This is a genomic window from Bartonella sp. W8167, assembly GCF_016100335.1.
Classification (GTDB): Bacteria; Pseudomonadota; Alphaproteobacteria; order Rhizobiales; family Rhizobiaceae; genus Bartonella; species Bartonella apis.
In genome coordinates this window covers 134,370-147,493 of the sequence record NZ_JACFSQ010000001.1, presented here as the reverse complement: position 1 = coordinate 147,493, position 13,124 = coordinate 134,370, and the positions used below count along the sequence as shown (strand labels likewise).

General features: G+C 46.8%; 10 protein-coding genes. All 10 read left to right on the top strand.

Annotated elements, in window-relative coordinates:
- The first annotated feature begins 133 nt into the window (after window positions 1-133).
- The 10 genes from H3V12_RS00500 to H3V12_RS00455 all read left to right on the top strand — a co-directional run bounded on the left by H3V12_RS00500 (window position 134) and on the right by H3V12_RS00455 (window position 13,037).
- The gene (locus tag H3V12_RS00500; protein ID WP_198212003.1) at window positions 134-1,183 is read left to right on the top strand and encodes an NAD(P)-dependent alcohol dehydrogenase; all 1,050 of its coding nucleotides are present in this window, start codon (window positions 134-136) and stop codon (window positions 1,181-1,183) included.
- Between the two features lie 353 nt (window positions 1,184-1,536).
- Window positions 1,537-1,935 carry a cupin domain-containing protein gene (locus tag H3V12_RS00495; RefSeq protein WP_078040436.1) on the top strand — a complete coding sequence of 133 codons (399 nt, stop codon included), beginning with the start codon at window positions 1,537-1,539 and terminating at the stop codon, window positions 1,933-1,935.
- A gap of 923 nt (window positions 1,936-2,858) precedes the next feature.
- Complete coding sequence (locus H3V12_RS00490) at window positions 2,859-3,158, top strand: hypothetical protein (RefSeq protein ID WP_198212001.1); 300 nt, start codon at window positions 2,859-2,861, stop codon at window positions 3,156-3,158.
- Entirely contained in the window at window positions 3,112-5,367 is a 2,256-nt protein-coding gene (locus H3V12_RS00485; protein ID WP_246787452.1) for a TonB-dependent receptor, read from the top strand. Before H3V12_RS00490 ends, H3V12_RS00485 begins: the two co-directional genes overlap by 47 nt.
- Before the next feature lie 63 nt (window positions 5,368-5,430).
- Window positions 5,431-7,140, top strand: coding sequence for an alpha/beta hydrolase-fold protein (locus H3V12_RS00480; protein WP_198211999.1), 1,710 nt, complete (start codon window positions 5,431-5,433; stop codon window positions 7,138-7,140).
- Between the two features lie 2 nt (window positions 7,141-7,142).
- On the top strand, window positions 7,143-8,072 hold the full coding sequence (locus H3V12_RS00475) for a siderophore ABC transporter substrate-binding protein (RefSeq protein ID WP_198211997.1): 930 nt from the start codon (window positions 7,143-7,145) through the stop codon (window positions 8,070-8,072).
- 129 nt (window positions 8,073-8,201) lie between these two features.
- Window positions 8,202-9,158: an iron chelate uptake ABC transporter family permease subunit gene (locus H3V12_RS00470; protein WP_198213700.1), complete on the top strand. Its 957-nt coding sequence runs from the start codon at window positions 8,202-8,204 to the stop codon at window positions 9,156-9,158.
- Window positions 9,159-9,624: 466 nt separating this feature from the next.
- Window positions 9,625-10,575, top strand: coding sequence for an iron chelate uptake ABC transporter family permease subunit (locus H3V12_RS00465; protein ID WP_198213698.1), 951 nt, complete (start codon window positions 9,625-9,627; stop codon window positions 10,573-10,575).
- A complete protein-coding gene (locus H3V12_RS00460; RefSeq protein WP_198211995.1) occupies window positions 10,572-11,330 on the top strand; it encodes an ATP-binding cassette domain-containing protein in 759 nt (252 codons plus the stop codon). Before H3V12_RS00465 ends, H3V12_RS00460 begins: the two co-directional genes overlap by 4 nt.
- 342 nt (window positions 11,331-11,672) lie before the next feature.
- The gene (locus H3V12_RS00455) at window positions 11,673-13,037 is read left to right on the top strand and encodes an MFS transporter (RefSeq protein ID WP_198211986.1); all 1,365 of its coding nucleotides are present in this window, start codon (window positions 11,673-11,675) and stop codon (window positions 13,035-13,037) included.
- Window positions 13,038-13,124 lie beyond the last annotated feature (87 nt).

The window sequence follows — 13,124 nt, the reverse complement described above, 5'->3', positions numbered from 1 at the left end:
AAATATTGCCCTTTTAAAAAGCCGGAGAAGTAAAAACGGTATTCAAAACCGGAAAATAAAAAAGTAAAAAAACAAAAAAGCAAAATGAAGCAAAACCGATAGTAAAACGACTATTCAAAAGGACATTTCCTATATGTTTACATGTGATGCATTTGCCGTTGACGGCCCTGATAAGACATTCCATCCTTTCACATTCGAGCGACGTGACCCGCTTGACCATGATGTGGACATTGAAATTCTCTATTGCGGCGTTTGCCACTCCGACCTTCACACCGCGCGCAGTGACTGGGAGGGCACACTTTATCCTTGTGTGCCAGGTCATGAAATTGTCGGCAAGGTGCGCCGCGTGGGTAAAAAAGTAACCCGCTTTAAAGAGGGTAACACGGTGGGTGTGGGTTGCATGGTCAATTCCTGCGGGACGTGCGATTGCTGCCGTGCCGGACTTGAACAATATTGCGAAAAAGGCAACACGCTTACCTATAACAGCCCAGACCCTGAAACCGGAAAAGACCGTTATACTTTCGGCGGCTATTCCAAACGCATTGTGGTGAACGACAATTTTGTTTTGTCGGTGCCGGAAAATCTTGATCTTGCAGGAGCAGCACCGCTCCTTTGTGCAGGCATTACCACCTATTCTCCATTGCGCCACTGGAAAGCCGGAAAAGGTATGAAAGTGGGTGTTGCGGGTCTTGGCGGTTTGGGACATATGGCGGTGAAACTTGCCCACGCTATGGGAGCTGACGTGACGATGCTCACCACCTCGCCTTCCAAAGAAGCCGATGCGCGTCGTCTTGGTGCCCATCATGTGGTTTTGACACGCGACAGCGAGAACCTCGCAAAAGCGGCAAAAACGCTTGATTTGATTATCGACACCATTGCGGCCAAGCACAATATCGACGCTTATCTCGACCTTCTTAAAGTCAATGGCACATTGGTGCAGGTCGGTGCACCGGCCGAACCTTTGCCGGTTGGCGTTTTTAACCTCATTATGGCACGTCGTTCGTTTGCCGGCTCTTGCATTGGCGGCATTGCCGAAACACAGGAAATGCTGGATTTTTGTGGCAAACATAACATTACCGCCGATATAGAACTTATCAAAGCACAAGAAATCGACAAGGCTTATGAACGCATGCTCAAAAGCGATGTGAAATACCGCTTTGTCATCGACATGGCGTCATTCTGAAAACCTTATTGTCCGGGAGCCTTCATTCCGGAAAAAAGGTTTTAAACTCGAAAGCGGGGCGCACAACAAGCCCCGCTCACAACAAACCCCGCTGACAACAAGCCTTGTTCGCGCTTGGCTTGACCGAGCGAGCGAAAGCCCAAACCGGCAAAGCCCCTGCTCTTTCAGCCAATCATGTTTATGCGCTTTGAAAGACTGTTTGGAAAAGTGTTTTTGCGGGTACTGTTCATGCGCTTTCAAAGAACGTTCGGGAAAAATGTTTGGGAGAATGTTTTTGTTGGCAGCGCGCTGAAACAGCCATTCCAAAGCAAAGCCGGAACTCATAACCAACCACATTTCAGGGAAGAAAAACAATGGAAATTAAAAGAAGTGGCAGCCGCCCTTCCGGCAAAGTGCCAGAAGAATTTTTTACCGGTCGGGTGAGACTTGATCCGGCAATCGACCCGCATCAAGGGTCAAACCTTCTTGCCGGTCATGTTACCTTCGAGCCGGGAGCACGCACGCATTGGCACACGCACCCGAAGGGGCAGGCTTTGATTATCACATTCGGGCGCGGGTTTATTGGCCGCGAAAATGGAGAAGTCAAGGAAGTTTTTGCCGGTGATATTGTCTGGTTTGAAGCGGGTGAAAAACATTGGCATGGTGCTTCCCCTGACACGGCAATGTCACATTATGCCATACAGGAAACAGTGGATGGCAAAAGTGCCGACTGGATGGAAGAAGTGACCGATGAGCAATATAAAGGAAAATAAAGAAAGCTGAATTCCAAAACCTTGTACTTCATCACACTTCTGCATTTCATAAAATGCTGAAATTATAAAACACTACAAAACCGGCAAGAAACTAGATTGCCCCCCTTTGGGCAAATGGTGGGCAAGTTTTCTTGAAAAGTGTGACAAAGTTTCTTGTTTTCCTTGGAAACTGTTACAAAGTTTCTTGCCGGAAATGAAAATCACCCATCGAGAGCCTATTGCCTTCGGCGGGCGTGCATAAAACCAAAGCAGTTTTTTAAAACCGGTTTTTTAAAAATTCGGGGTTTTTGAAAATTCGGGTTTTTTGAAAATTCGGGCTTTTTGAAAATTCAAACTTTGAAAAGCCGCTTTCCTTTTTGCTGTTCCGCCCGCCTGTTTTTTAAAAGCCAAATCGTAACCGATTGAATCAAGTGTTAGGTTGCAAACTTGCCGGGCACAAAGCCCTGATTTTTGACCGACAAGAACGAAAAAGAACGGATCATGCCGGATTATAGAGGTTTAAGTTCTTCGGCTCTTTTCATGGACTTTCTCTAAATTTATCTCCGATTTTCTCGCCGTTTTTTGCTATTTTTTCTGATTGTCGTTCATAATATTTCAACCAAATAACAGGCACTCTATCGAGTGAATTTCGTATCTGATCAAAAATATAACGATCGTTCCCTTAGCGATTCGAAAATATATTTTATTTCACCCCTATAAATAAATAGTAGAACGATAAATGAAAAACTATCCACATGCCGATAGTTGCATTCTATATTTCGTGAATTTATTTTTTTTCGCGTCTAAGCTCCTATTATTAAATGTTTTTTACAGTATATTCGAACTATTCTAAAACTTGAGTGTTGACATTAGGTTTAAATATTTTTTTAACTGTTTCTCAATCTATACCTTTTTTATCAACTTTAAAATTCGAGGGATTGCGTATGTCGATCGGGTACGGTGAAGGAGAACATTTTTCATACGATCAGGAATTTTCGGCTTGTCAGAATGTGATGACGGAAAAGAAAATTTTGAAAAGCCACCGAGACATGGCTGCCCAAAGCTTCAGAGCGGAAAACGAAAGCGGTCGGGGGAAAGAATTCAGTGCGGGTGAAAGCTTCGGTGAGGCAAAGAGTTTCAGAGCGGGTGAAAGCTTCGGTGAGGCAAAGAGTTTCAGCGCAAGCCGGAAAATGTTGGTTGCACTTGCTTGCAGCAGTTTTTTTTTCAACGAGCCTATTTTTTGATGGCGCAGCCTTTGCCGAAACCGTCAATAACGAAGTAAAAATTGCCAAAAATGGCAAGCAGAGCAAACCGGTAACTTCACAAAACAACCAGAAGGCCGTTAAAGGCAACGGAGCACAAGAAAACGGCGGGGCGACTGTTGAAACTGCTTCTTCTGCCTCTCCTGCTGATAATGCGCCACTAGCCGATGAAGGTACAATGTTGCGCCAAGTGGTGGTAAGTGCGACCGGCTTCGAGCAGAATGTGAAAGATGCACCGGCCAGTATTTCGGTGATCCCGCGCGAGGAAATCGAAAAAGGTTCGTTCCGCGATTTGACCGATGCCTTGAGGAATGTTCAAGGTGTTGCTGTGACGGGGACAGCGGCCGAACAGGATATTTTCATTCGCGGGCTTCCCGGTGCCTATACGCTTATTCTGGTTGACGGCAAGCGCCAGAGTACGCGTGAAGCACGCACCAATGGCAATTCCGGTTTCGAGCAAAGTTTCATTCCGCCGGCTGCCGCAATCGAGCGGATTGAAGTTGTGCGCGGGCCGATGTCGTCACTTTACGGCTCGGATGCAATGGGCGGGGTTATCAATATTATCACCCGCAAAGTGCCGCACAAATGGACCGGTTCCTTTACCATTGATGGCACGGCAAACCAGTACAGCAAATTCGGTAATACCGCTCAAGGAAGCTATTATGTTGGCGGCCCTGTGGCGCCCGATGTTGTGGGAATGCAGCTTTGGGGAAGAGGTTTGGGGCGCGAGGAAGATGATATTATTTCCGGTACGCCGAAGAAAAAGGAAATCGACATTACCGGCAAGGTTACCGTAACACCGGACGAAAACAATGACCTCACCTTTGAAGCCGGTCACACAAGAGTGCGCCGCTATAGTTCGGTGGGGCACAATATCGAGCGAACCGAAAATATCAGCCGCGCACCTGTTGACACCTATAACAAGAATGATCGTGACCATTGGGTTGTCGGCTATACCGGCCGTTACGGCTTTACCACTGCCGATTTTTCCGTGTTGCAGGAAACCGCAAGCCGCACCAATTACACATGGGACAGCCCGACCCACGATTATGTTGCCAATTTGCGTTCGCCGGAAATACGAAACACCGTTGTCGATGGCAAATTTACCACCCCGTTCGACATTTTTGGCCGCCACACATTGGTAACCGGCGGGCAATTCAACCGAGGGGCATTGACCGACCAGAACCCCGGTATGCGCACCGGACTTGATGAAGAATTTACCATCGAACAATGGGCCGGTTTTGCCGAAGATGAATGGTGGCTCACCGATACATTCTCGCTAACCGGCGGGTTGCGTATGGACCACCACCAGATTTATGGCGAACATTGGAGCCCGCGCGGTTATGCTGTTTGGCATGCCACCGACAATCTGGTTTTCAAAGGCGGTGTTTCAACCGGCTTCAAAGCACCGGAAATTCGTGAAATTGCACCAGGATATGCTTATACAACCGGAGGTGGTAACTGCTTTTACGGGCGCAATCCCCCGAAAGGGCGCAACCGCTGTGGTGTAATTGTCGGTGGCGACAATCTGGAAGCGGAAAAAAGTACCTCTTATGAATTTTCTACCATTTGGGATAATCTTGATAATCTCGAATTGGGGGCAACCTATTTCTACACCGATTTCAAAGACAAAATCACCAACCGGCAGGTTCTGGATAGCAAAGGCAATCCGGTTGAATGGTCGGTTGACCCGAATTATGTGCTTTATGAAAACCTCAATATCGACGATGCTGTGATGCAAGGGGTGGAGCTTACCGGTTCATGGAAACCGATTGATGTTTTGACTATCCGTTCCAACTACACCTATACCCATTCCGAACAAAAGAGCGGCGATTATGAGGGGCTGCCTTTGGCAAGAACGCCAAAACACATGGCCAATCTGCGTGCCGAATGGCAAACACCGATTGAAAAGCTCGAAAGTTTTGCGGCTGCAACCTATCACGGCAAGGAAACCAATGCGGGTTTTAGAACCGGTAGTGCCGGTAAGGCGGTTTACAAAGACGGCAAAATTGTCGGCCGTGAATATGATGATTATGTCACCTTCGATATTGGCGGTTCTTACGCTTTTTCCGAAAATGTCAAACTGAATGCCGCAATCTACAACCTGTTTGACAAGCGTGTGGGTGTTGACCAGTTCAATGATGTGGTGGAAGGCCGACGCCTCTGGTTGAGCATGAACTCGCAATTTTAAAGTCCGGATGAACAGAGTGATGAACTCTTGCAGGACAGGATTAATTTTGAAAGTTTGCGTTTGATGAAAAACATCAAAAACATCATGTGCCGGTTTTTTAAAAACCGGCCTTCCCTGTTTCCGGCAAATGGCCTTTTTACAAAGAATGTTTTTGCTCCGGCAAATTCTTTAACTCTGGAAAACGCTCTTTTTCAGGCAATTGTTTTTGTTCGTGAAAAATCTTTGGCTTTGGCAAAACTTGAAAATTTGGCGGAAGCCCGAAGTTTGGAAAGCTGCTTCTCCGGAACACGCCGGTTTATTTCAAGCCCCCGCTTTGTGAGGGAAAAACAGGGGGTAAATGTTCGGGTAGAAAGAATGGGAATTGTTACGGGAGAAAGAGCGGGAATTGTTCCGACTGAAAAGGCAGGAGATATTCGCGCAGAACAGGCAGAAAATGTTCCGGCTGAAAGGACGGGAATTGTTCCGGGAGAAAGGGCGGGAGATATTCGCGCACAACGGGCGGGCGTTTGCCACTTGCAAGCCTTGCCATTTTTTTGCTTTTCATTTTCCCGCTTTTCATTTTCCTGCTTGAAGATGTCTGCTCTTGTTGTTGCCGGCCTTTTTTTCGGCCTTTCCTGTAGTTTTGCGAATGTGACAAACAAAAACACAGGAAAAATGAGCATCCACACCAAAGATATAGACGTTTCTTTTGTGGATGGACATATTGCTTTGTTACCAACTGAAGAAGCGCAAAATCCGGCTGGCAACCAACAAAATGAAAAGAAAAACAAAGCAGAAAGCCCGACAAAAACCGGCGGGGAAAATTCGGGTAAAATGAATCCAAGCGTCGGGTTTCATGGCGCCGAAAATAACGGTTCTGAGAGCGCCGTGCTTGAAAATGCTGATGAAAAAAGTGATCAAGGGATAAACACCGCACAGGCAACAAGCGAAGAAACAATCAAGGCCGGAAAGGATAGCGAAAACAGCGAGATAAGGCGCTATCGCCTGTTTATTGCTGTGCCGGAAAAGCCGGCACCAAGAGAGGGCTTTCCGCTTGTTTTGCTCCTTGATGGCAACACGACATTCAAGCCCGCAATCAAGCAAGCACCCGATGCCGTAATTGTGGCAATCGGCTATTCCACCGACGAGAAAAAAGAGATTGTAAAACGCCGTTTTTATGACCTCACCTCTTATGCACCGGCCGATAAAATTCCGCTTCGAGAAGGCATGGAAGCACCGAAAACCGGCGGTGAAGAAGAATTTCGCAGCATTATCGAAAACAGGATTTTGCCCGAAATATTCAAGCACCTGCCGGTCAACCGCAACAATATCACGTTCTTTGGCCATTCGCTGGGCGGGCTTTTTGTGATGAAGAGTTTTTTATCGGCCGAGAGTCACGGTTTTTCTACCTATTGCGCTGCCGACCCGTCTATCTGGTGGAACGGGCATGAATTTATGGAAAAACTTGCCGCCTATAACAAGCCGGAAGGGTTAAAATCACGACTATTGATTGAAACATCGGGCATTAAAACCCATCATAAGAATGTGACTGAATCGAATAAAAAGCCGGTTAAGGATTTACATTCAGGCCCGAATGGCAAAGATGTTTCAGAGATTTTGAGAAAGGCAAAGGCAGTTGACAACACGTTTTACAGCTTTTCCGATAAAAACCACGGCACAATGCTTGCGCCTGCGATCAAAGACTGTCTGCACTTCGCGTTGAATGCGAAAAATTTCAAACAACAAAAATTTCCCCACAAACTCCCTTCAACCAGTCGAAAAGAAATGAGGTAAAAATGATTAATAGACGCAATACTCTCGCCGCACTACTCTTTGGTGCACTGGCTTCCGTTTTGTCATTTCAATCACCGGCAAGTGCCGATGTTGTCATCAAACATGCCGCCGGTGAAACCTCTATTCCCGATAATCCGAAACGGGTTGTGGTGTTCGACCTTGCCACGCTCGACAATATGAACCGGTTAAAAATTGATAATATTGTGGGTGTACCGGAAGGGATAAAGCCGAAATATCTCGAGCAATATAATGATGCAAAATACACCAAGGTCGGAACCTTGTTTGAACCCAATTATGAGACAGTGGCAAGCCTGAAGCCTGATCTTATTATTATTGCCGACCGTTCGGCACCGAAATTCAACGATCTTGCAAAAATTGCCCCGACAATCGATTTGTCCGTCAACAATAAACAATATCTTGCCGATGTTGACCGCAATGTGACAATTTTGGGCCAGATTTTTAACAAGCAGAAAGAAGCAAAAGACGAAATCGACAGCCTTAACAAAAAGCTTGAAGAGGTGAAAAAACTTGCGGCTGACAAAGGAACAGGCCTTCTTGTTCTGACCACCGGTGGCAAAATTTCGGCCTTCGGGCCGGGATCGCGTTTCGGCCTGTTGCACTCCGGTTTTGGTGTCAAACCGGCGAACGACAAACTGGAAGTAGGAAATCACGGGCAGATGATTTCACCCGAATTCATTTTGGAAACCAATCCCGACTGGCTCTTTGTGATTGACCGTGATGCAGCCATTGGCCGCGAGGGGGAATCGGCTGCAAAATTGCTTGATAATGCCCTTATCAACAAAACCAACGCGGCCAAGAACAAGCATATCGTTTATCTCGACCCGCAAAACTGGTATCTTATCGGTGGTGGACTTTCGGGTCTTCATGAGACAGCCGATCAACTTGATGACGTATTTTCAAAAGCAAAATAAGCATTTAGCCTGTTGTTGACTGAAAAAGTCATGAAACGGGTTGATTGTTTTTAGCTTTAACGCTTAAACATCGGAAGCAGCAGATTGGTCTGCCGGCTTCTGATGTTTTTTAATCGGGTAAAGATTGAAGTGCGCGCTCTTATTATTGGCATAACGGTTATTATCGTCCTGTCGATTATCAGTATGTTTCTGGGGTTTTCCAGTGTTACCCTCTCCGGCCTTCTTGCCGGTGACGAGCACAGCTTCCTTGTATTTTTCCAAACCCGTGTTCCGCGCACCATTGCACTTATTCTTTCGGGCGCTTCTCTTGCCCTTGCCGGCATGATTATGCAAATGCTGACAAGGAACCGTTTTGTCGAACCTTCAACAGCCGGAACTGTTGAATCGGCCTCGCTCGGCATCCTTGTGGTGATGATATTTGCCCCCGGTCTTGATGTGATTTTAAAAATGCTGGTGGCAGCCCTGTTTGCGCTTTTCGGCTCGCTCATTTTCATGTTTTTATTGCGGCAAATACCGCTTAAATCCGTGCTGATTGTGCCGCTAACAGGTATCATGCTCGGCTATGTGATTGGCGCGCTCACAAATGGCATTGCCGATCAGGAAATGTTGTTGCCATCGCTGCAATCCTACCTTTTCGGCAGCTTTTCCATGGTGGTTGAAGGCAAATATGAATTACTGTGGCTATCGCTGCCACTTTGCCTTGTTGCCTATCTTGCGGCCGACCGTTTTACCGTTGCCGGTTTTGGCGAGGATTTTTCAAGTAATCTCGGCCTTGATTATAAAAAAGTTATGCTTTTCGGCCTTGTGATTATTTCCATGATAACGGCAACCGTCATTTGCACTGTCGGGCGGATTCCCTTTATCGGCCTTGTTGTGCCCAATATCGTTTCCATTGTCATGGGCGACAATATGCGCCGCACAGCACCTTTTGTTATGATGACTGGTGCGGGACTGGTACTTACCTGCGACATTCTCGGCCGGTTGATGAGCAAATCGGCAGAAATACCGGTTGGAACCATTATGGGGGTTCTTGGCAGTGTGCTTTTCATCGCACTTCTCTTGAAATGGAGAAAGCGCCTTGGCTAGAAAAACACCGGACAATAAAAAGCCCGCTCTCAAAGGTGAAAAGCCACAAAATGCGGCCGGCAATAACGTTACCGAAACAAGTACGGTCGAGTCCGGCATTGCCACGCCCGGCCTTCTTGAAACCGATCAAATCGAAACTGCAATTGGCGAGAATAATTTCACGAAAACAGAAATTATCGAAACGGATGCCAGCACGCCGGATGAACAAAAAAATGCTTCTGTTCAAGCGGATATTGTCGAAGCAGAAATTGACGAAAAAGATATTGGCGAAGCCGGAATTGGCGAGGCAGGCTTTGACGAAGTCAAAATTCCGGCTAAGAAAACAGACAAGGATTTAGGCAACGAAACAAGCAGGGGAAATGCAGCTGTTCAATCCGGCTTTATCAGCACAAAAGAAGCGGATTCTTTCAAAACGGCTATTACCGGCACAGGTGCTGCACGTTTGAGCATCAGCAAGCCTGAACACATGAAAGAAATCCGCTCGACACTGCCGCTTCTCATTGGCCTTGGTGTTGTTGCTGCCATTTTTATTGCACTTTATCTTTCATGGAATATGTCGGTTGTGATCTGGCCGTTCCGTTTGGGTAAACTCGTTTCGCTTATCCTGATTGCCTATACCATTGCTGTGTCAACGGTGCTTTTCCAGACGGTTTCCAACAACCGCATTCTTACCCCCTCGATTATGGGGTTTGACCAGCTTTATATCCTCATCCAGACGGTGGTGGTTTATTTTGTTGGCTCGACCGTTATTTACGGGGTGAGCGACGAAGTGCGTTTCATCGCTGTGGCACTTATTCTCACACTGTTTTCGACAAGCCTTTTTACATGGCTCTTTTCCGGAACCATCAAGGGGCTGCACATGACACTCCTGATTGGCGTTGTGTTTGGCGGCTTGTTCTTCAGCTTGCGCATGTTGTTGCAATTGCAATTGAACCCCGATGAGGCGGTCAATCTCACCGATGTGATGTTTGCCAATTTCAACCGCTTCAACACCAATCTCATCGGCATTGCAGTGATTATTGTTGTGATTGTTTCCCTGATTGGCTGGCGTATGCGCTATCTTTTCGATGTGCTGGCGTTAGGCCGCGATATGGCAATCAATCTCGGTGTCGATTATAAACAGGCCGTCACGCGCATTCTTGTGCTGGTTTCGATTATGGTTGCCGTTTCAACTGCACTTGTGGGGCCGGTCACCTTTTTCGGCCTTCTGGTTGCAAGCCTTGCCTACCAGTTTACACCGACTGCCAAACATATGAGCGTGTTACCGGTTGCCATTCTGCTTTCGATTATTTTCCTTGTCGGCGGCCAATTCATTCTCGAACAGCTTTTCAATATGGCAAGCCGGTTGAGCTTTATTATCGAATTTGTCGGCGGCATTGTGTTTTTGACCCTGCTCATCAAGGGGAAATTGAGATGATTGAAATTAGCCATGTATCCAAAAGCTATGACGACAATAGCATTATCGAGGATTTGTCGCTTCAAATTCCGAAAGGCGGAATGGTTTCGATTATCGGCCCCAATGGTGCGGGTAAATCCACCCTTTTAACCATGATAAGTCGCCTGCTGCCGATCACAAAGGGAAAAATTACGGTTGACGGAATTGATGTGACAAAGGCAAAAGGAGCCGATTTTGCCAAGCGGCTTTCTATTTTGCGACAGGAAAACACGCTCACAGCGCGCATTACCGTAGAAGATCTCGTAAGCTTTGGCCGCTACCCCTATTCGCACGGTGTATTGACCAAAGAAGACAAGACATTTGTCGATAATGCCATAAGCTATCTGGGGCTTGACCCTTATCGCAAACGTTTTCTTGATGAATTGTCGGGCGGGCAGAGACAACGCGCTTTTGTTGCCATGGTGATTTCTCAAAATACCGATTACATCTTGCTTGACGAGCCATTGAACAATCTTGATATGCGCCATGCCGTTTCAATGATGAAGCGGCTTCGCAATGCGGCCGACGAATTGGGCAAAACCATTATTATGGTGATGCATGACCTCAATTTCGCCTCCTGCTATTCCGATCTCATCATTGCTTTGAAAGAAGGAAAACTCGTTTATTCCGGTACGCCCGAAAATGTCATGAAAGATGAAATCCTTTCGGCAATTTATGATATCGACATCAAGGTCAAAGATATAGACGGGCAGAAAATCGCTGTTTATTACCGCTAGATCGGCTTTTTTAAAAAACTCTGCCACCCGAAAACATTGTAGGGTGTTAGAGATAAAAACTTAGAAAAAGCGGCCGCTCAAACAATTCAGAAACATTGTAGGCGAAAAGACGGGTAAAAAAGAATAAATAGGGAAAAATCAATAAAACGGTCGAAGAACAATAAAACGTAAGAAAATAAGGGCAAAAAACAATTGCCCGAAAAAGGTGTTGGAATGATTTTCTTCACAAAAATATTCTTATGCTTTTAGAGCCTATTCATGTTTATAGTCATGTCGAAAAAGCTTGGCCGAAAAGATGGCTGACCCAAGTTTGAAGTCCGCATTTTTAAAGAGACGTTGCAAGTGAATACAAAAGCTGAAGTAACGAAATCCTATAAATTGGCCGCTATTTTTGCAATTTGCCTCGGCGTTATTATGGCAATGATCGACACCGGTATTACCAATACCGCCCTTCCCACAATTGCACAGGAATTCAAAACCAGCGAAGCTTCAACCGTTTGGGCGGTGACAGCCTATCTTCTCGCCATGGTTGCAATGACACTTCCCTTCGCAAGCCTTGGCGAAGTGATCGGTTTTCGCATTATTTTCATTGTCGGGCTCATGGTTTTCACCCTCGCTTCGCTTCTTTGCGGGCTTTCATGGTCGCTTCCAACACTGGTTGGCGCACGCATTTTGCAAGGTATTGGTGCGGCCGGAATATTGAGTACCAACCTTCCCCTTATCCGCTTTACCTTTCCGCCGCAAAAACTGGGTGTCGGACTTGGTATCAATGCTATTTGCATGGGAGTGGGCTTTTCTTTGGGACCGACACTCGCTTCGCTTATTTTGTGGTTTACCACCTGGCACTGGCTGTTTTTGATGAATGTTCCACTTGGCCTTGTGGCGCTTGCCATATCCTTCCATTCACTGCCGAAAACGCCCTTGAGCCACTATCGTTTTGACAATCTTGCCGCCTGTTTTTGCGGCATCGGTTTTGCCGCGCTCATTTTCGGCATTGGCGAATGTGCACACCGCCAGCCGCTTTCCATGATTATTCCGACCTTTGTCATTTCATTTGTTGCCATTTCCGCCCTTGTCATCCGCCAGAAAAACCACCCTGCCCCGTTTCTTGCCTTTGATCTTTTTTCCTCGCGGATTTTTACCCTGTCCATTCTTGCAGTCCTTTTTGCCTTTATCGCGCAAGGGATTGCTTTTGTGGCGCTTCCCTTTTCGTTCCAGATGTTGATGCATAAAAGCCAGTTTGCCACCGGCTTTCTGATTGCACCGTGGCCTGCTTGCGCGGCACTCACCTCAACCTTTACCGGTAGGCTTTCCGACCATTTTTCACCGGTTCTGCTTGTTGCTATCGGTATGCTTTTATGTGCAAGCGGCATGTTTTCGTTAAGCCTTCTTGGTGAGGGAACGCCGGTTCTTGTGATTGTGATCTGCATGATGGTGTGTGGTTGCGGCATGGGCTTTTTCAACGCCCCCAACCAGCGCGTTATCATGCTTTCAGCCCCTGCTGACAGAAGTGGCGCTGCCGGTGGTATTATGGGCATAGCAAGGCTTATCGGCCAATCGGTAGGAAGCACACTTGTTGCTTTCTTCCTGATTGTCTCTTCCCATTACGGCTCGCGCTATGCTTTGTGGTGCGGCACGGCCTGTTTTTTACTTGCTGTGCTGACCGGCGGCTTGCGGCTAAAAACCGGAAAAGCCAAAATATCTTGAACTCTGCTTTCTGTTTTTGGCTGTTCTTTTTAGGCCAGTCTTTTCTACCATTTAGGCCGCACCCTGCAGGCCTCACGGTTTGAACCG

Bases quoted from the DNA above. Each gene is read 5' to 3' on its own strand.
- H3V12_RS00500 (WP_198212003.1), top strand. From the start codon at position 134: ATGTTTACATGTGATGCATTTGCCGTTGACGGCCCTGATAAGACATTC.
- H3V12_RS00495 (WP_078040436.1), top strand. From the start codon at position 1,537: ATGGAAATTAAAAGAAGTGGCAGCCGCCCTTCCGGCAAAGTGCCAGAA.
- H3V12_RS00490 (WP_198212001.1), top strand. From the start codon at position 2,859: ATGTCGATCGGGTACGGTGAAGGAGAACATTTTTCATACGATCAGGAA.
- H3V12_RS00480 (WP_198211999.1), top strand. From the start codon at position 5,431: ATGAAAAACATCAAAAACATCATGTGCCGGTTTTTTAAAAACCGGCCT.
- H3V12_RS00475 (WP_198211997.1), top strand. From the start codon at position 7,143: ATGATTAATAGACGCAATACTCTCGCCGCACTACTCTTTGGTGCACTG.
- H3V12_RS00465 (WP_198213698.1), top strand. From the start codon at position 9,625: ATGAAAGAAATCCGCTCGACACTGCCGCTTCTCATTGGCCTTGGTGTT.
- H3V12_RS00460 (WP_198211995.1), top strand. From the start codon at position 10,572: ATGATTGAAATTAGCCATGTATCCAAAAGCTATGACGACAATAGCATT.